19 protein-coding genes are annotated in these 16,306 nt (G+C 66.1%); 10 read left to right on the top strand and 9 right to left on the bottom strand.

Going from position 1 to position 16,306, the window contains the following annotated elements; translation table 11 throughout:
* Nucleotide 1: 1 nt before the first annotated feature.
* Nucleotides 2-1,300 carry an Nramp family divalent metal transporter gene (locus AC3G88_RS12900; RefSeq protein WP_488773071.1) on the bottom strand — a complete coding sequence of 433 codons (1,299 nt, stop codon included), beginning with the start codon at nucleotides 1,298-1,300 and terminating at the stop codon, nucleotides 2-4.
* Between the two features lie 251 nt (nucleotides 1,301-1,551).
* Between AC3G88_RS12900 and AC3G88_RS12895 the strand changes: the two genes are divergently transcribed.
* Both AC3G88_RS12895 and AC3G88_RS12890 read left to right on the top strand, forming a co-directional pair.
* On the top strand, nucleotides 1,552-1,902 hold the full coding sequence (locus tag AC3G88_RS12895) for a toxin (protein ID WP_487523754.1): 351 nt from the start codon (nucleotides 1,552-1,554) through the stop codon (nucleotides 1,900-1,902).
* The gene (locus AC3G88_RS12890) at nucleotides 1,892-2,206 is read left to right on the top strand and encodes a helix-turn-helix domain-containing protein (protein WP_487523755.1); all 315 of its coding nucleotides are present in this window, start codon (nucleotides 1,892-1,894) and stop codon (nucleotides 2,204-2,206) included. Before AC3G88_RS12895 ends, AC3G88_RS12890 begins: the two co-directional genes overlap by 11 nt.
* A 35-nt stretch (nucleotides 2,207-2,241) precedes the next feature.
* Here the strand turns inward: AC3G88_RS12890 and AC3G88_RS12885 are convergent, their stop codons facing one another.
* Entirely contained in the window at nucleotides 2,242-2,487 is a 246-nt protein-coding gene (locus tag AC3G88_RS12885) for an FmdB family zinc ribbon protein (RefSeq protein WP_488773070.1), read from the bottom strand.
* A gap of 224 nt (nucleotides 2,488-2,711) precedes the next feature.
* Here AC3G88_RS12885 and AC3G88_RS12880 point away from each other — a divergent pair, with 224 nt between their 5' ends.
* A complete protein-coding gene (locus tag AC3G88_RS12880; RefSeq protein WP_153947730.1) occupies nucleotides 2,712-3,155 on the top strand; it encodes a MarR family winged helix-turn-helix transcriptional regulator in 444 nt (147 codons plus the stop codon).
* Nucleotides 3,156-3,167: 12 nt separating this feature from the next.
* On the opposite strand, the gene AC3G88_RS12875 is transcribed toward AC3G88_RS12880, so the two are convergent.
* Both AC3G88_RS12875 and AC3G88_RS12870 read right to left on the bottom strand, forming a co-directional pair.
* On the bottom strand, nucleotides 3,168-4,544 hold the full coding sequence (locus AC3G88_RS12875) for a sensor histidine kinase (protein ID WP_488893426.1): 1,377 nt from the start codon (nucleotides 4,542-4,544) through the stop codon (nucleotides 3,168-3,170).
* Complete coding sequence (locus AC3G88_RS12870; RefSeq protein WP_153947728.1) at nucleotides 4,541-5,242, bottom strand: response regulator; 702 nt, start codon at nucleotides 5,240-5,242, stop codon at nucleotides 4,541-4,543. The genes AC3G88_RS12875 and AC3G88_RS12870 overlap by 4 nt, the downstream gene beginning before the upstream one ends.
* A gap of 201 nt (nucleotides 5,243-5,443) precedes the next feature.
* Between AC3G88_RS12870 and AC3G88_RS12865 the strand changes: the two genes are divergently transcribed.
* The 6 genes from AC3G88_RS12865 (at nucleotide 5,444) to AC3G88_RS12840 (ending at nucleotide 10,914) form a co-directional block, all read left to right on the top strand.
* Entirely contained in the window at nucleotides 5,444-6,508 is a 1,065-nt protein-coding gene (locus AC3G88_RS12865) for a porin (protein ID WP_488773068.1), read from the top strand.
* A 205-nt stretch (nucleotides 6,509-6,713) separates the two neighbouring features.
* Nucleotides 6,714-7,760 carry a porin gene (locus AC3G88_RS12860; protein ID WP_488773067.1) on the top strand — a complete coding sequence of 349 codons (1,047 nt, stop codon included), beginning with the start codon at nucleotides 6,714-6,716 and terminating at the stop codon, nucleotides 7,758-7,760.
* 245 nt (nucleotides 7,761-8,005) lie between these two features.
* Entirely contained in the window at nucleotides 8,006-8,833 is an 828-nt protein-coding gene (locus AC3G88_RS12855) for a methyltransferase domain-containing protein (protein ID WP_488773066.1), read from the top strand.
* On the top strand, nucleotides 8,833-9,210 hold the full coding sequence (locus AC3G88_RS12850) for an OsmC family protein (protein ID WP_488773065.1): 378 nt from the start codon (nucleotides 8,833-8,835) through the stop codon (nucleotides 9,208-9,210). Before AC3G88_RS12855 ends, AC3G88_RS12850 begins: the two co-directional genes overlap by 1 nt.
* 39 nt (nucleotides 9,211-9,249) lie before the next feature.
* Nucleotides 9,250-10,440: an NAD(P)/FAD-dependent oxidoreductase gene (locus AC3G88_RS12845; protein WP_488893425.1), complete on the top strand. Its 1,191-nt coding sequence runs from the start codon at nucleotides 9,250-9,252 to the stop codon at nucleotides 10,438-10,440.
* A gap of 45 nt (nucleotides 10,441-10,485) precedes the next feature.
* Entirely contained in the window at nucleotides 10,486-10,914 is a 429-nt protein-coding gene (locus tag AC3G88_RS12840) for a DUF1641 domain-containing protein (protein WP_488773063.1), read from the top strand.
* 76 nt (nucleotides 10,915-10,990) lie between these two features.
* Here the strand turns inward: AC3G88_RS12840 and AC3G88_RS12835 are convergent, their stop codons facing one another.
* Complete coding sequence (locus tag AC3G88_RS12835; RefSeq protein WP_488773164.1) at nucleotides 10,991-12,295, bottom strand: PQQ-dependent sugar dehydrogenase; 1,305 nt, start codon at nucleotides 12,293-12,295, stop codon at nucleotides 10,991-10,993.
* A 186-nt stretch (nucleotides 12,296-12,481) separates the two neighbouring features.
* Nucleotides 12,482-12,967 carry a GFA family protein gene (locus AC3G88_RS12830; RefSeq protein WP_488773062.1) on the bottom strand — a complete coding sequence of 162 codons (486 nt, stop codon included), beginning with the start codon at nucleotides 12,965-12,967 and terminating at the stop codon, nucleotides 12,482-12,484.
* A gap of 250 nt (nucleotides 12,968-13,217) precedes the next feature.
* Between AC3G88_RS12830 and AC3G88_RS12825 the strand changes: the two genes are divergently transcribed.
* A complete protein-coding gene (locus AC3G88_RS12825; protein ID WP_153947721.1) occupies nucleotides 13,218-13,565 on the top strand; it encodes a hypothetical protein in 348 nt (115 codons plus the stop codon).
* Nucleotides 13,566-13,641: 76 nt separating this feature from the next.
* Here the strand turns inward: AC3G88_RS12825 and AC3G88_RS12820 are convergent, their stop codons facing one another.
* Genes AC3G88_RS12820 through garL form a run of 3 tightly spaced genes read right to left on the bottom strand, consistent with a single transcriptional unit; the run spans nucleotide 13,642 to nucleotide 16,304 of the window.
* Entirely contained in the window at nucleotides 13,642-14,580 is a 939-nt protein-coding gene (locus AC3G88_RS12820; RefSeq protein ID WP_153947720.1) for a LysR family transcriptional regulator, read from the bottom strand.
* Between the two features lie 5 nt (nucleotides 14,581-14,585).
* Nucleotides 14,586-15,488, bottom strand: a complete 903-nt coding sequence (locus AC3G88_RS12815; RefSeq protein ID WP_488773061.1) for a 2-hydroxy-3-oxopropionate reductase — start codon at nucleotides 15,486-15,488, stop codon at nucleotides 14,586-14,588.
* A gap of 24 nt (nucleotides 15,489-15,512) precedes the next feature.
* Nucleotides 15,513-16,304: a 2-dehydro-3-deoxyglucarate aldolase gene (garL, locus tag AC3G88_RS12810; RefSeq protein WP_488773060.1), complete on the bottom strand. Its 792-nt coding sequence runs from the start codon at nucleotides 16,302-16,304 to the stop codon at nucleotides 15,513-15,515.
* Between the last annotated feature and the right edge of the window lie 2 nt (nucleotides 16,305-16,306).

Here is a 16,306-nt window from a genome sequence, read left to right as displayed (position 1 = left end):
CCTACGCCAGCGCCGCCTGCCACAACAGCGCCACGTTGAGCAGAATGATGATCACCGCGGAAGCGCCCGCCAGCGCCAGCGGCACGCCACGCACGCGCCAGGCCCCCATCAGGTGGCGGTCGGCGCCAAACAGGATCAGCGGCACCACGGCCAGCGGCAGTGTCAGGCTGAGCACGACCTGGCTGGCCACCAGCAGGCTGGCGGAGCCGTGTTCGCCGAATACCCAGACGGCGGCCAGCGCCGGCACGATGGCCGCGGCACGGGTCAGCAGCGCGCGGCGCATGCGCGACATGCGCAGGTCGAGAAAGCCTTCCATGACGGCCTGTCCCGCCAGCGTGCCCGTCAGCGTCGAATTCAGGCCGCATGCCAGCAGTGCCACAGCAAACAGCAGGCTGGCAAGATTGGAGTGCAGCAGCGGCGCCAGCAGGCGATGCGCGTCGGCCAGGTCTTCCACATCGGTCAGCCCATTGGCGTGGAACACCGAGGCCGCCAGGATCAGCAGCGCCGCGTTGATCAGGAAGGCAAAGCCGAGCGAGCCGAACGTATCGAGGCTCATGCCGCGCAGGATTTCGGCAAAGGACCGGCGCCGTGCCACGCGACTGCCCGGGGGCGGTGTGAAGCGGCGCACCAGCGAGGAATGCAGATAAAGGTTATGCGGCATCACCGTGGCGCCGACGATGCCGGCCGCCAGCCACAGCATGCCCGCATCGCGCACCAGATCGGCGGAGGGCGCCATGCCGCCCAGCACGTCGGCCCACTCGGGCTGGGCCATTGCCAGTTGGGCGACGAAGCAAAGGGCCACCAGCAGGATCAGCCCGGCGACCATGGCTTCCATGGTGCGCTGGCCGTAGCGTTGCACGGCCAGCATGGCCAGCGTCACAACGGCCGCAATCAGCACGCCGACCCAGAGCTTGACGTGGAACAGCAATTGAAGCGCCACCGCGCTGCCGACCACCTCTGCCACATCGCAGGCAATGATCGCGATCTCGCTGGCCACCCACAGGCCAAGGGTCACGCGGCGCGGAAATCGCTCGCGGCACAGCTGGGCGAGGTCGCGCCCGGTCACCACGCCAACCCGGGCGGCAATCCACTGCAACAGCATCGCCACCAGGCTCGACAGCGCAATCACGATCAGCAGGCTGTAGCCGTACTTGGCGCCGCCCGCGATGGCCGTGGCCCAGTTGCCAGGGTCCATGTAGCCCACGGCCACGAGCGCGCCGGCGCCCAGGAAAGCCAGGCGCGACCGCTGCGGCGGCCGTGCGGCGGGCAAGGTGGCGGAGTCGATTGGCGGCGGCGGCATGGTGTGGTGGGTCGGTCATGTGGAGTCGACTGACCCCATGGTGCATTCTAGGACGTTGTTGAGAATTATTCCCAATTGGCTTTGCCTAATTGGGGGATTGCTTTCGCCTTCGCCCGGCGGACACAACGTTTAACGTTTTCGGCACAACCGGACACGTTCTCGGATGCCCGGGGCGCCTACAGTTTGGCTTCCCGGGTTTTGCCTTCCATGCCCGTTCCCTCTTTCCAAACTATACGTAAATAACGTACACTTTGTACGCCACCTTTGTTGAGCTTCCGCCATTCGAGCGGTGCCGGGCCGATTACCTGGACGATGACGCATTCCGCCGCCTGCAGGCGCTGCTGCTGACCAATCCCCATGCAGGCGACGTGATCCCCGGGACGGGAGGCTTGCGCAAAGTGCGCTTTGTCGACGGGTGGCGACAGAAAGGGAAGCGCGGTGGGTTGCGAGTGATCTACTACTACTGGCTCGGCGGTGCCCAGTTCTGGCTATTTACGGTCTACAACAAGGACACCGCCGACGATATGACGCATCGACAGCGACAACAGCTTGCTGCGTTGCTTGAAAGGGAACGGAATGTCAGGAACCGATATGACGCGTGACATCTTCGCTGAACTGATGGAGGGATTCGACGCCCTCGCTGCCGAACGGCAGGGAAAGGCTACGCTGCGTTCGCACAAGGTGCGAATCGACGAATTGCAGGCGATTGCCGCGGAAGAACTGGTCGAGCTTCGCGAACGGTTGAATATGTCGCGCCCGGTGTTCGCGATGTATCTGAGAATCAACCCCCGCACCCTGGAGAACTGGGAGCAGGGGCGCGCCAAACCGAACGCCCAGGCGACGCTGCTTATCCGGCTCGTGCAAAAGTACCCCGAGACAATCCAGCGATTGGCATCGCTTGGCTAAGCGTCAGATCCTTGCTCGCGCGGATCGAAGGGGTGTCAGCGGCTCCAGCCGCCGCCGCTGGCGCGTCCCGCCAGCTTGACCGGACCGCAGCAGGCGCAGGACGCGCCGTGGCTGGAGGCGGCGCCTTCCGTGCTGCCGCCGGCAAGGCCCGGGGCGGCCACCAGGGCGCGTGTGGCAGCTTCGCCGCAGTCGGGGCAGATGGCGGGATCGTCGCGGCGGGCCATGGGCCGGATTTCAGAAAAGTCGCCGCAGATAGGGCATCGGTAGTCGTAGGTCGGCATTGCCGCTCCAGGGACGGGGCCAGTTTCAAGCTGGCCAGGGCCAGCAAGTGTCGGATTGCCGACCAGCTTAGCGTAATCCATGGCGGCGTGTGCAAGCTTGTGGTCGTCGGCAAGCTGCACACCTATCAGACTCCCGCACGAAGCCGGGCATCCCCGGGGGCAAAGCGTGCCATTCAGGGTTTTCGACACCAAACCGAATCCTGCGACTCCCTATAATCCCGCGCATGGAAAAGAATCTTGAAAAGCGCTTCGGCTTTCTGGTGTCGGACGTGGGCCGCTTGTCCGGCAAGCGGTTCGACGACCTGTCGCGCTCCACACTGGACCTCACGCGTGCCCAGTTCCGGGCGCTGGCCTACCTGTCGTATCACGGCGAAATGAACCAGGCCGGGCTGGCCGACCTGATGGAAGTGGCGCCGATTTCGGCCGGCCGGCTGCTCGATCGCATGGAAGAGGGCGGCTGGATCGCGCGTCGTCCCAACCCCGAAGACCGTCGCGAGCGCATGGTGCGCATGACAGACAAAGCCGATCAGGCGCTGGACGCCGCGCAGCATGTGGGTGACGTCGTGACCGCCCAGGCCCTCGATGGCTTTTCCGAAGCCGAGGCCGATCAATTCGTCGAATTCCTGCGGCGCGCCCGCGCCAATCTGTCCCGGCCCCAGCAGGGGTAACGCGCACCCGGTCTACCCCGGAAAGTCCACCACCACCGTCAACCCGCCGCCCGGTGTGTCGGCCAGTGCGACGGTGGCGCCGTGCAGCCGCGCGATCTCACGCACGATGGACAGGCCCAGGCCGCTGCCTTCTCGGCTGGCACTGGCCTCGCCGCGATAAAAGCGTTTGAACACCGATTCTCGCTCGAACGGCGCCACGCCGGGGCCGTTGTCCTCCACCAGCAGCCGGCGCCCGGCCACGCGCACCGTGACCATGGCGCCCGGGCCCGCGTAACGCACGGCGTTGTCGATCAGGTTGCCGATCAGTTCCTGCAGCAGTTCCGGCTGGCCGTTGATATCCGCGTGGGTCTCCGCATCGCCGTCGAAGCCCAGGTCCACCCCTTGCTGGCGCGCCGTGGGGGCCCAGTCCAGCGCCACCTGTTGCGCCAGCGGCCCCAGCCCCAGCAGCCGCAGCGTCGGGGCGTAGCCGCTGTCGGTTTCGAGCCGCGACAGCGATAGCAATTGCGCCACTTCCTTTGCCGCCTGCCGGACCGATCCATTGAGCCGGGCCACGTGGCCGCGCACGCCGGCCAGGTCAGTTTCGCGCAGCGCCAGTTCCGATTCGGCCTGGATGACCGCCAGCGGCGTCTTCAACTGGTGGGCGGCATCGGCAAAGAAACGCTTGCGCCCCTGCACCATGCGGTGCAGCCGCGCCACGTACTGGTTCACGGCGGTGACCAGCGGCCGGATTTCGACCGGCAGCGTGGTGTCGCCGATGGGCGCAAGGTCATCGGGCCCGCGCGCGGCCACGGTGTCCGACAGCCGCTGAAGCGGCCGCAGCCCGCGCCGTACGCCGAACCAGACGATGACCAGCGCCAGGCTTACCAGCATCAGTTCCTGCAGCAGCGACCCGATCAGGATTTCGTTGGCCAGCCGCTCGCGCGGCTCGGTGGATTCGGCCACCAGCACCCAGACCATCTGCGTACGCGCGGAACGCACATCGTGCAGCGGAAGCGCCATGGCGGCCATGCGGACGGGCGTGCCGCGGAAGTCAGCGTCGTAGAACTGCGTCCGATACAGCGAGCGCACCGGACCGGGCGGCATCGGCAGATCGTCGTAGCCGGTGATCGTGGTGCCGTGCTCGTCGCGGATCTTGTAGTAGACGCGCGAACCCGCCTCGGCATCGAACACCTCCAGCGCCAGATAGGGCACCTCCACCTCCACGCGGCCATCGCGCAGCTTGATGCCTTCGCGCATGGCTTTCAGCGATGCGGCCAGGGTGCGGTCGAACGCCTGGTCGGCGGCGGCCATGGCGCGGCGGTCGGTCAGCCACGCGTCCAGCGCCAGTAATACCAGCAGGGGCAGCAGCAGCCAGAGTGTCAGTTGCAGCCGCAGGCTGCCGGCCTTCATGCGCGCGGGCCCGCGCCGGCGGCCGCAGCGGTGTCCTGTGCTTCGAGCAGATAGCCCAGGCCGCGCAGCGTGACGATGCTGACGCCGGAGCCTTCCAGCTTCTTGCGTAGCCGGTATACGTAGATTTCGATGGCGTCGGCGTTGACCGACTCGTCAATGCCGAAAATCTTCTCGGACAGCGCGGCCTTGTTGACCGCGCGGCCGTCGCGCAATAGCAGAATCTCCAGTACGGCCCGTTCGCGGCCGGTCAGTTGCAGCAGTTCGCCGTTGAGCGTGAAAGCGCGGCTCACGCTGTCGTAGTGCAGCGGGCCGCAGGCCAGTTCGGTGCGGTCATGGCCATGGCTGCGCCGGATCAGCGCGCGGGCGCGGGCTTCGAGTTCGGTCAGCGCGAACGGCTTGGCCAGGTAGTCGTCGGCGCCCAGGTTGAGGCCGCGTACGCGGTCGTCCACCGATCCGTGGGCGGTCAGGATCAGCACCGGCAGCGGGTTGCGGCGTGCGCGCAGGCGGCGCAGCACTTCCAGGCCGTCCAGGCGCGGCATGCCGATGTCGAGGATGGCCAGCGCGTAGTCTTGCGTCGTCAACAGGTGATCGGCGCTGGCCCCGTCATGCATGCAGTCGACCGTGAAGCCGCTCTGGCTCAGCGATTCCGTCAGGGAGGCGGCCAGTTTCAGGTTGTCTTCGGCAAGCAGGATACGCATGGGGCTACGGCAAACGGGGTCTACGGGGAATCGCGCTGGAGTGATACCCGTTACCGGCGCCGGCGCCTAGATGGGGAAAGTCCCAATCGTGGTGCATCCCCCACGGCAAAAATCGCAGGCGTATCGAAAGCGAACTGAAAGTGAGGCCCCCATACCATCCGCTCCGTTCACGACAGACCAGAACAACAAAGGAGACTGAGGATGAAACGGAAGGCAGTGGCCCTGGCCGCGTTGGGTTGCGTGGTATCGGGCGGCGCGGCGGCGCAATCGAGTGTGACGCTGTATGGGCTGGTGGATTCGGGTATCGAATACGTGAACCATGCCAGCGCCAACGGCAATTCCCTGGTGAAAATGACCTCGGGCGGCAAGAACACGTCGCGCTGGGGCCTGCGCGGCACCGAAGATCTGGGCGGCGGCCTGAAGGCCATCTTCACGCTGGAATCGGGCATCGCCGTCGATACCGGCAGGCTGGATACCGACAACACGCTGTTCGACCGCCGCGCATGGGTCGGCCTGCAGGACAAGAACCTCGGCAGCATCCGCCTGGGCCGTGACTTCACCACGACCTATGACTTCATGCTGCCGTTCGACCCGATGGGCTACGCGCCGAACTATTCGTGGGCCACGTCCTCGACGGCCACGGGCGGCCGCAAGGACGGCATGTTCTCGCGTTCGACCAACATCGTGCGCTACGACGGCCAGTTCGGGCCGTTCAAGGTGGGCGGCACGATGGCGTTCGGCGAAGTGCCGGGCAGCTACAAGAGTTCGTCGAAATACGATCTGGGACTGGGCTACAACGCGGGCAACTTTGCCGCGGCCGTGACCTGGGATCGCCAGATGGGCGCGGGCGCCAGCACCACGCCAGCCGATTCCACCGACTACATCCAGGGCATCCACGCCGGCGCCAGCTACGACTTCGGCCCGCTGTCGGTGTACGCCGGTTATCGCAATTACCGCAAGACGTTCACCACGACGGCCGCCAAGCAGCTGAGCGACATGTACTGGGTGGGCGCCGCTTACGACTTCACGCCGGCCTTCACGCTGTACGGCGCGGTGTACAAGCAGAACATCAAGGGCGACACGGATGGGGATCCGATCATGATCTCGATGCGCGCCCAATACAATCTTTCCAAACGCACCTCAGCGTACCTGTCCGCAGCGTATGCCAAGGCGCGCAACGGCCAGAACGTGAGTGTCTCGCGCGATTTCGTTGGCTATGCCAACAATCAGGTCGGTGTGACGGCGGGCCTGCAGCACCGCTTCTGATCGTTGTTTTCAGGCTGCCGTGGTGGGCGGCCTTCCGGCGGTGCGAGGGGCTCGCGCCGCCGGTTTTTCATTTCTGGCCCCGGCTTTGCGGCCTTGCGGTGATGCACGCCTGCCGTGGATCAAAAGGACCTGCAAAAGCGCGGCCTGGCGCCGGCACCGGACCTCACGCCGTACGTCCAAACAGGAACGTGCAAGGAGGTCTGATATGAAACGCAAGGCAGTGGTACTGGCCGCAACCGGCCTGGTCTCGACAGCAGCAGAAGCGCAGTCCAACATCACGCTCTACGGGCTGCTCGACGTCGGCGTCGAGTACCTCAGCAACGCCGGTCCCGATGGTAAATCGACGGTGGGGATGGTCTCGGGCGGCAAGAACATTTCCCGCTGGGGCCTGCGCGGCGCCGAGCCGCTCGGCGGCGGAATGATCGCCATTTTCAGGCTGGAATCGGGCGTCCAGGCCGACACCGGCAAGTTCTACGGCGACCGCGGGCTGTTCAACCGGCGCGCGTGGGTGGGCCTGGAGCACGAAACGCTGGGCAGCATCCGGATGGGCGCGGACTATTCCACGACGTTCGACTACATGGCGCCGTTCGAGCCCATGGACTACGCACAAAACTATTCCTGGGCCATGGCCTCGACAGGCTCGGGAGACCGGCAGGACAGCATGTTCGTGCGATCGTCGAACGTGGTGCGCTATGACGGGCAGTTCGGTCCCGTGAAGGTGGGCGGGACGCTGGGCTTCGGCGAAACGCCCGGCAGCTTCAAATCATCGTCGAAATACGACCTGGCGGTTGGCTACACGGCAGGCGGTTTCTCGGCGATGCTCACGTGGGACCGCGTGAATGGGGTCGCCGGCGACCCGACAGACTATGCCCAGGGTATCCATGCCGGTGCCAGGTACGACGTTGGCGCGCTGAAACTCTTTGCCGGCTATCGAAATTACCGCAAGACCTTCACCACGGCGGCCCCCAACCAGCTGAGCGACATGTACTGGCTGGGCGCGGCGTACGACTTCACGCCCGCCTTCGCGCTCTACGGCGCGGTCTACAAGCAGAACATCAAGGGCGACACCAACGCCGATCCGGTCATGGTCTCGCTGCGCGCCCAGTACAGCTTCTCCAAACGCACCCTGGCGTACGTGTCCGCCGCCTATGCCAAGGCGCGCAATGGCCAGCCCGTGAGTGTCTCGCGGGATTTCGCTGGTTATGCGGACAACCAGGTTGGTGTGCTGGCGGGCCTGCAGCACCGCTTCTGACGTTGCTCCGGGCTGCAGGGCCAGCTTTCCGGCGGTGCGAGGGGATCGCACCGCCGGTTTTCATTTTGGCAGCCGTTGTGCGGCCGTTCCCGCGCACATGTCACCCGTTCGCGTGAGAAGCGCGGACTTGTCATTTAAACCGTGCCAGTACTGACATAAAGATTCTTCAGTAGCGTCGCGACATCGAATGCATATGCTAATGAGCATTCCCGATGCCCCCGGCATCGCGCCATGGAGCGCCAACCATGCGATTGATGTCGATGAACGTGAGCGAAGGCCGGCCGGATGCGCGCTGGAATCCAACGTTGTATCTGCAGTTTTCCGATTTGCGGCTGCGGCCCGCGCTGGAACTGCTGCAGCGGGTGCCGCTCGATGCGCCGCACACGGTGTACGACATCGGATGCGGACCCGGCCATGTCACCCGCGTCTTGCAGGACAAATGGCCGCACGCCAGCGTGTACGGCGTGGACAGCTCCCCCGAAATGCTGGCTGCCGCAGCGAGTGAAAGCGGTGCCATCCACTGGGAGCAGGCTGACATCGAGCACTGGACGCCCCAGGCGCACGCGGACCTGATCTTCGCCAGCGCGGTGCTCCACTTCCTGGGCGATCACGAAACGCTGCTGCCAAGGTTGCTGGGCTTTCTGCGGCCCGGTGGCTGCCTGGCGCTGCATATGCCCGACTGGTGCGAGACCCCCTGGTACGGTCTGATGCGCGAGGTGCTGGCCACCGCCGGCCCGGGCGGCAGTGTGCTGGGCACGCCGATGTTGCGGGGAGCACTGGCGCGCAACCACGTGCAGCCCGCGGCGTTCTACTACCAGCTGCTGGTGGATCGCACCGCGCATCTGGACATCTGGAAGACAGACTACCTGCAGGTGGTGGAAGGCGACGACCCCGTCTACGACTGGATCAAGGCGTCGGGCTTGCGCGCGGTGACCGATCATCTCGACGACGGCGAGCGCGGCCGCTTTCTGGCGCAATACGTGCCACGGCTGCGCAAGCTCTATCCAAATGGCGCCGACGGCCGCACGCTGTTTCCGTTTCGACGGCTGTTCGTGGTGGCGCAGGTCCACTGATGACGCCGCTGCAGGTTTCCGCGTCGCGCCAAGGCCCGTCGTACGCCGTGACGATCCGCAGCGGGCATCACGTGGTGCTTGCCGACGCGGCCGCCGACGGCCTGCGCGGCGGAACCGCCATGCGGCCGCACGAACTGCTGGCGGGCGCCTTGGCAGCCTGCGTCTGCATCACCATCGACATGGCCCACCGCGACGCGCAACTGCCGCCGTACCGCGTGGATGTCCGCCTGAACCGCCAGGGCGACATCACCGCCTTCGAGATCGACGTATTTTTCCTGGCCGCCATATCGGCCGACCTGCACGCGCGCGTGCTGAAGACGGCGCGCGAGTGCCCGGTCTGCCAGACACTTTCCCGCCCCGTGCGGATTCGCGTCTGAGCGGCATGTTCTCTCGATGATCCTGACCAGGTGGGGACGATGACACAACGCATACTGATCGTAGGGGGTGGCGTGGGGGGCACGATGTTGGCCAACCAGTTGGCCGGCAAGCTGTTCCGGGAGACCGTCGACGGCGACGTCGCCGTGACCGTGCTGTCCGATACAGCCGATCACTTCTACAAGCCGGCGTTCATGTATGTGGCGTTCGGCGCGTTCTTCCGCGAGGAACTGGTACGGCGCGAGCGGTCGCTGCTGCGGCCGGAGATCGATTTCGTGGTGGATGCGGCCGAGCAGTTCCATCTGGGCCGCCAGGAGGTGCAGGCCCGCAGCGGCAGGCGCTATGGCTACGACTATCTGGTGATCGCCACCGGTTGCGTGCCGGCCCCGGAGCGCATCGAGGGGCTGGGCGAGGCGGGCGACCATTTCTACCAGTACGCGCCGGCCCGTCAGCTGGCCGAGAAGCTCGCGCGCATCCAGCGGGGGCGAATCTTCGTCACGGTGTCGTTCCCGAAGACGCACAACGTGCCACATCAGTGCGGCATCGCGCCGCTGGAAACCACGTTGATGCTCGACGACTACCTGCGCCGGCGCGGGGTGCGCGAGCGGGTGGAGATCGTCTACACCTACCCGACCGTCTCGCAGTTGCTGCGCAATTGCCTGTTCCTGCAGAAGCCTACCTGCGATGTCGTGCCGGCCCTGTTCGAGCAGCGCGGCATCCGCTATCAGCGCGGCTTTACCCTCGCGCGCGTGGACCCCGCCAGGCGGGTGGCGTATTCGGAAGAGGGCGCCGAGCAGCCGTTCGACATCCTGATGGCCACGCCGCCCATCCGCGCCGTCGATGTGGTGCGCCAGAGCGGCCTGTCCGAAGCCGCCGACGACGAGGGCTGGCTGCCCACCGACCATGAGACCTTGCAGGTGCGCGGGCATGAGCGGGTGTACGTGATTGGCGATACCGTGGATCTGCCGGTCAGCAAGGCCGGCGGCTCATGCCACAACCAGGCGCCGGTGATCGCCGACAACATCGCGGCGTCGATACGCCTGGGGCGTCCGGTCGCGGCCTACGACGGCAAGGTCCAGGCCGTTGCCCAGCTTGGGCTATCGGCGGGCATGCCGCTCTGGTACGACTACCAGCGGGACGTGCAACCGATGCCGCCCACCAGGCTGGGTGGCCTGCTGCGCCAGGGCTTCAATCGCGGCGCCTACTGGGCGGTTGCCCGGGGCATGCTCTGACCGCCGCGCCTGCCATCACCCGATGTGATCCACTGTGGAGTCCCCATGGCATCCATTCCCGAGGCTTCCGGGCCAGGCCTTGCGCCGCACGTTGCCCACCATCTGGCCGACAGCCAGCCGGTTGACCCGGCGCCGGCAGCCTGGGCAGAACTGTCTCCAAGGCTGGCCCCGCTGCTGCTCGGCGCGCGGCTGGACAACCTGGTCGACATACTGGCGCTGATGGCCGATCTTGTCGATTTTCTCGATCCGGCGATGATCGAGAAAGTCAGCAGCGTGTTCGAGGAAGGCGTGGCGGCCCATGGCGCGTTAAGCGGCGCGCTGCGGCTGGCCGCTGCCCAGACCCGGCGGGACGCCGAGCCGCCAGGTACGCGGGCCCTGTGGGCGCTGGCGCGCGATGCCGATACGCGGCGCGGTCTGGCGTTATTGCTACGGACGTTGCAGATCGTCGGACGCGCGCAGCGCCCGGTGGCATGACGGCGCAGGCGCCAAACGCGGGCAGCATGTCGGGGGGCGACTTCGCGACAGCACTTCGCGGCACGACTTCGCGCCATTACTTCGCCGCGCTCACGCGCCAGACCACGTTGCCCACGTCGTCGGCCACCAGCAGCCCGCCGGTCTTGTCGATCACGACGCCTACCGGGCGTCCCTGCGCCTTGCCGTCCTGATCCAGGAAGCCGGTCAGCACGTCGAACGGCGCGCCGCGCGGCTTGCCCTGGTCGAACGGGACAAAGATGACCTTGTAGCCCGACCGCGGCTTGCGGTTCCATGAGCCGTGCTGGCTCACGAACATGCCGTCATGGAACTGGGGCAGCAGGCTGTTGCCCGATGCGCCGGTCATGCCCAGCGACGCCGTGTGCGCGCCCACCGCGTAGTCGGGCACGATGGCCTTGGCCACCATGTCGGGGGCGGGCGGCTTCACGCGGTCGTCCACGTGCTGGCCGTAATAGCTGTAAGGCCATCCGTAGAAGCCGCCGTCGCGCACGGAGGTGATGTAGTCGGGCACCAGGTCGCTGCCGATTTCGTCGCGCTCATTGACGGATGTCCAGAGCGCCTTGGTGGTCGGCTCCCAGACCATGCCGTTCGGATTGCGCAAGCCGCTGGCGAAAATACGATGCTGGCCGGTCTGTCGATCGACTTCCCAGATGGCGGCGCGGCCGGCTTCCTTGTCGATGCCGTTCTCGCCCGCGTTGCTGTTCGATCCCACCGTGACATACAGCTTGCTGCCGTCGAGGCTGGCGATGATGTTCTTGGTCCAGTGGTGGTTGATCGAGCCAGCGGGCAAGTCCACCAGTTTCTGGCCCGGCGCCGAGATGCTGGTCTGTCCCGGCGTGTACGGGAAGCGCAGCACGGCATCGGTATCGGCGACGTAGAAATCATTGCCGACCAGCACCATGCCGAACGGCGAGTGCAGGTTTTGAAGAAAAACCGATCTCTGGTCGGCCACGCCGTCGCCATTGGTGTCGCGCAGCAGCGTGATGCGGTTGGCGCTGGGTGTGCCGGCGCCGGCGCGCTCCTGCGTCTTCTTCATGATCCAGCCCCGGATGCCCTTGTGGTCGTCAGGCTTCGGCGGCGCGTTGGTTTCGGCCACCAGCACATCGCCGTTCGGCAGCACGTACAGCCAGCGCGGATGGTCCAGCTTGTCGGCATAGGCCGCCACCCGCATGCCATCGGCCGCCACGGGCATCTTGCCGTCTTTCCAGCCCTCGGCTGGGGCGATATGGATGGTCGGAAGCACCGTCTTGTGCGGCGCCGGCAATTGCGGGTTCGGACCGATGCCCGCCGTATCGGGTAACTTGGCCGATTCGCCGCAGCCGACCAGCAGCGTGACCGCCACGATCGCAAACAGCGATGCCATCGGATAAATCAGATACTGGCGATAGTCGCGCATGGCGGGCTCCCAGATGCCTTGTCTGATTCGAGCATAGGAGTGCACTTGCGCGATGTATGTCAGCGCCGGTGCAAGACCCTGTCAGGAGCCGTCCGACCCGCTGGCGCGCCTGGGGCAAGGCGTTTTGGGCCGCATTCGGCGCGGTTCTGGCGTCTACCTCAGCAGGCCATGCCGCGCGTGCCATTCGCGCAACGATTCGTCGGGCCAGGTGCCCACATGGCGATGGCCCTTGCCGCGCGGCACATCGACCCATGGCGCGACGTAATCGAGACCGGCCTCCACCACATCGGGCGGCCTGGGCAGCGGCGTGTTGATGGCGCCCGCATACGGATGGACCAGGTCCGGCCAGCGCGGGTCCCACATCCAGAGCGGGCTACCGCACAGCTTGCAGAAGTGGCGGTATCCCTTGGACCGCACCGGCCGCTTGCCGGGCTCGCGGATCACGGCGTGGAAATGCGCCACGTGCTGCTGGCCGGCCACGCGCAGCGTATGGGCATCGCCGCCCAGGTTGATGCCATAGCCGCCGCTGCCGCCGGTCTTGCGGCAGATCGAGCAATGGCAATGCAGGTAGGGGTAGGGCGAATCGGACTCAAGGCTGAACTGCACCGCGCCGCACTGGCACGATCCGTCGAGATGCATGGCAACTCCCTGGAATCGATGGTCGATGCGGTTCAGTGTGGGCCACGCGCCTGCCTCGATCAAGCCAAAAACATTGCAAATATCGTCAGAAACTGTGGCGTTGTCGGGCGTTGTCTGTCAGTGCGGGCGAGGTTTTGTAAGGAGATGTGTGAATGCGGCACACGGGGCACCGTGCGGCTTCTAAACTGGGCACGCGGTGGGAAACAACGCACCCGTCGTTTTCGATAACAACCACCTGAGAGGTCTCAACATGTCCAAGCAACGAACCATTCGCACCACGTCCCTGATTGGCGCCCTGGCAGCCGGCATGATCTCTGTCACCGCCTTTGCACAGACCACGCAGGCGCCGGCCGCCCCGGCCGACATCACGACTGCGGCCCCGCCGGTCACGACCCAGGTCCAGCCGCCGAAGGACCCGCTCGTGGAACGCCGCGAGGCCCGCAAGGCCGCCAATGACCAGTACAAGGCCGAGAAGAAGGCGGCCAAGGGCGAGTACAAGCAGGATGTGAATGCGGCCAAGTCCGAGCGCAAGGACGCCAAGAAGGCCGCCGACGAGACGGCCAAGGCCGAACTGCAGAACGGTACGACGAAGCAGTAAGGCTTGATGTCCGCGATGTCTGTTTCCCCCTCTTCCATTCCCGGGAGAGGGGGCAAAACCACCGGACATCGGCGATCTACACCAGCCGCGCCCCCGGCCAGGCGCCCGACATCACGATATTGCGCACGGACTGCCGCACCGTCTGCATGATGTCCCACAACTCCGGCACCACCGGCCGGTTGCGCGCCGTGGCCATCGCCACCTGACGCGTCACCACCGGGTCCACCAGCCGCGCCGAATGCAGCCGGCCCTGGGCCACGCGATCGGCCACAGCCGCGAACGGCAGCAGCGTGGCGCCGCAGCCGTCTTCCACCAGCCGCATGGCCACCGTGTTCGAGGCATCGCACTCCATCGCCATGTTCAGCGAGGTGCCCACGCGCGCCGCCAGCGATTCGGCCAGCACGCGCAGCCCGTGCGACGTGCTGGGCAGGATCAGCGGCACTTCGCCCAGGCGGCGCGCCTGGAACGTGGGGCCGAGGTGGCTCCATGACGTGGGCGTGACCAGCGTCAGGTCTTCTTCCAGCAGCACGTCCACCTTGAGCGCGCCCTGCTGTTCGGGCAGGTAGAGCAGGGCCACATCGATATCGCCGGCCGCCAGCCACGCCAGCACCGGGTTGGCCAGACCTTCCACAAAGCGGATCTTCGTCGCCGGAAAGCGCGCCTTCAGCGCCGTGCCGATGGCCGCGAACGCGGTATTGGCGATGGTCGGCTGCGCCGCGATGACCAGCTGCGCCGGCCCCTGTGCGGTGGATGCCCGCACCGCCGCGCGCGCCTCGGCCAGCGTGGCGGCCACCTGTCGCGCGTAACCCAGCAGCGTGGTACCGGCCTCGGTCAGCACCACGCCCCGGCCGCTGCGATGAAACAGCCGGGTGTCGAGCGCGGCCTCCAGCCGGGCAATCTGCCGGCTGACGGTTGACTGGTCGGCGCCAAGTTCCAGCGCGGCACGCGAAATGCTCTGCGTGTTGGCCACGCAGACAAAGCACGCCAGATCGTCGGAATTCAGCGCGGCCGACATGGTTGTCATCCGGCCGATTTTGGCGTATCGCCGATGGCGAACGACGACAGGTGCTCGATGGCCTTGACCAGCCCCGAGTGATCCCAGCCCGCGCCGCCCTGGGCCACGCACACATTGAACAACTGCTGCGTCGATGCCGTATTCGGCATGCCCAGGCCCAGTTGCTTCGCCGTGGACAACGCCAGGTTCAGATCCTTCTGATGCAGTTCGATGCGGAAACCCGGATTGAACGTGCGCTTGATCATCCGTTCGCCGTGGACTTCAAGAATTTTCGAGCTGGCAAAGCCGCCCATCAACGCCTGGCGCACGCGCGCCGGGTCGGCGCCGGCCTTGGCAGCCAGCACCAGCGCCTCGCTGACGGCCTCGATCGTCAGCGCCACGATCACCTGATTGGCCACCTTGGCCACCTGGCCGTCACCGACATTGCCCACCAGCGTGATGTTCTTGCCCATCAATTGCAGCAGCGGCAGCACCTTGTCGAAGACATCCTGCTTGCCGCCGGCCATGATCGACAGCGTGGCCGCCTTGGCGCCCACTTCGCCGCCCGACACCGGCGCATCCACATAGTCGCAGCCGAGCTTTTCGACCCTGGCGGCGAACTCGCGCGTGTCGATCGGCGAGATCGAGCTCATGTCCACGACGATCTTGCCCTGGCTCAGCCCGGCGGCCACGCCGTTGTCACCGAACAGCACCCGCGCCACGTCGGGCGTATCGGGCAGCATCAGGAAGATGATGTCGGCCTGTCTGGCCACCTCGGTGGCGTTGGCGCATGGCTGCACGCCGCGGTCGAGCAGGTCCTGCGGCACGCCGCTGCGCGTGTGCGCGTAGACGGTATGGCCGCCGGCCTGCAAGTGTTCCGCCATGGGCTTGCCCATGACGCCCAATCCGATAAATCCGAGCTTGCTCATGATTCCTTCCTGTTCAAAATGGCTTCAGGACGCAAAGCGGTCGCGCAGCGCGCGGGCCGCATCGCGCAGCAATACATGGTCGATGCCCACCGCCACGAAGTGCGCGCCCATATCCAGGTAGCGCCGCGCGTCGGCTTCGACCGGCGTCAGCGTGCCGATGGCCTTGCCGGCGTGGTTGGCGGCATCGTAGATCTGTTTCACCGCCGCCTGGACATCGGGGTGGTTCGGATTGCCCAGATGCCCGTAGGCCGCGGCCAGGTCGTTCGGGCCGATGAAAATGCCGTCCACCCCGGGTTCCGCACAAATCTCGGCGGCTGCTTCCACGCCCTTGCGGCTTTCGATCTGCACCAGCACGCAGATGTTGTCGTTGATGGTCTTGAAGAAGTCCGGCAGCGTGCCATAGCGGTTCTGCCGCTGGGCACCCGACACGCCCCGGATGCCGTCGGGCGGATACCGCGTGGCACGCACCGCGCGGCGGGCTTCCTCGGCCGATTCCACGAACGGAATCAGGAAGTTGTAGAAGCCGATATCGAGCAGGCGCTTGAGCATCACCGGGTCGTTCCACGGCGGCCGTACAACGGGGGCGCTGACGCTGTCCTTGAGCGCCATCAACTGGGGCGCGAAGGTCAGCACGTCGTTGGGCGAATGCTCGCCATCGAGCAGCATCCAGTCAAAGCCGGCCAGGCCGACAATCTCGCTGGTCACGGGCTGGCCGAGCGAACTCCACAGGCCAATCAGCCGCTTGCGCGCCAGCACATCGGCCCGGAACCTGTTGGGCAGCGGGTGGATCTGGGGCAGGTGAGGGGTGTTGGACATCG

This window comes from Cupriavidus sp. 86D6, assembly GCF_057815095.1.
The sequence above is the reverse complement of the archived record's forward strand: the minus strand, read 5'-3'. Positions and strand labels throughout refer to the sequence as shown.

Coding starts and splice junctions, on each gene's coding strand:
- AC3G88_RS12870 (WP_153947728.1), bottom strand. CDS start 5,242: ATGCGTATCCTGCTTGCCGAAGACAACCTGAAACTGGCCGCCTCCCTG.
- AC3G88_RS12850 (WP_488773065.1), top strand. CDS start 8,833: ATGACGCCGCTGCAGGTTTCCGCGTCGCGCCAAGGCCCGTCGTACGCC.
- AC3G88_RS12845 (WP_488893425.1), top strand. CDS start 9,250: ATGACACAACGCATACTGATCGTAGGGGGTGGCGTGGGGGGCACGATG.
- AC3G88_RS12885 (WP_488773070.1), bottom strand. CDS start 2,487: ATGCCGACCTACGACTACCGATGCCCTATCTGCGGCGACTTTTCTGAA.
- AC3G88_RS12880 (WP_153947730.1), top strand. CDS start 2,712: ATGGAAAAGAATCTTGAAAAGCGCTTCGGCTTTCTGGTGTCGGACGTG.
- garL (WP_488773060.1), bottom strand. CDS start 16,304: ATGTCCAACACCCCTCACCTGCCCCAGATCCACCCGCTGCCCAACAGG.
- AC3G88_RS12855 (WP_488773066.1), top strand. CDS start 8,006: ATGCGATTGATGTCGATGAACGTGAGCGAAGGCCGGCCGGATGCGCGC.
- AC3G88_RS12825 (WP_153947721.1), top strand. CDS start 13,218: ATGTCCAAGCAACGAACCATTCGCACCACGTCCCTGATTGGCGCCCTG.
- AC3G88_RS12875 (WP_488893426.1), bottom strand. CDS start 4,544: ATGAAGGCCGGCAGCCTGCGGCTGCAACTGACACTCTGGCTGCTGCTG.
- AC3G88_RS12830 (WP_488773062.1), bottom strand. CDS start 12,967: ATGCATCTCGACGGATCGTGCCAGTGCGGCGCGGTGCAGTTCAGCCTT.
- AC3G88_RS12865 (WP_488773068.1), top strand. CDS start 5,444: ATGAAACGGAAGGCAGTGGCCCTGGCCGCGTTGGGTTGCGTGGTATCG.
- AC3G88_RS12900 (WP_488773071.1), bottom strand. CDS start 1,300: ATGCCGCCGCCGCCAATCGACTCCGCCACCTTGCCCGCCGCACGGCCG.
- AC3G88_RS12890 (WP_487523755.1), top strand. CDS start 1,892: ATGACGCGTGACATCTTCGCTGAACTGATGGAGGGATTCGACGCCCTC.
- AC3G88_RS12815 (WP_488773061.1), bottom strand. CDS start 15,488: ATGAGCAAGCTCGGATTTATCGGATTGGGCGTCATGGGCAAGCCCATG.
- AC3G88_RS12820 (WP_153947720.1), bottom strand. CDS start 14,580: ATGTCGGCCGCGCTGAATTCCGACGATCTGGCGTGCTTTGTCTGCGTG.
- AC3G88_RS12840 (WP_488773063.1), top strand. CDS start 10,486: ATGGCATCCATTCCCGAGGCTTCCGGGCCAGGCCTTGCGCCGCACGTT.
- AC3G88_RS12835 (WP_488773164.1), bottom strand. CDS start 12,295: ATGGCATCGCTGTTTGCGATCGTGGCGGTCACGCTGCTGGTCGGCTGC.
- AC3G88_RS12860 (WP_488773067.1), top strand. CDS start 6,714: ATGAAACGCAAGGCAGTGGTACTGGCCGCAACCGGCCTGGTCTCGACA.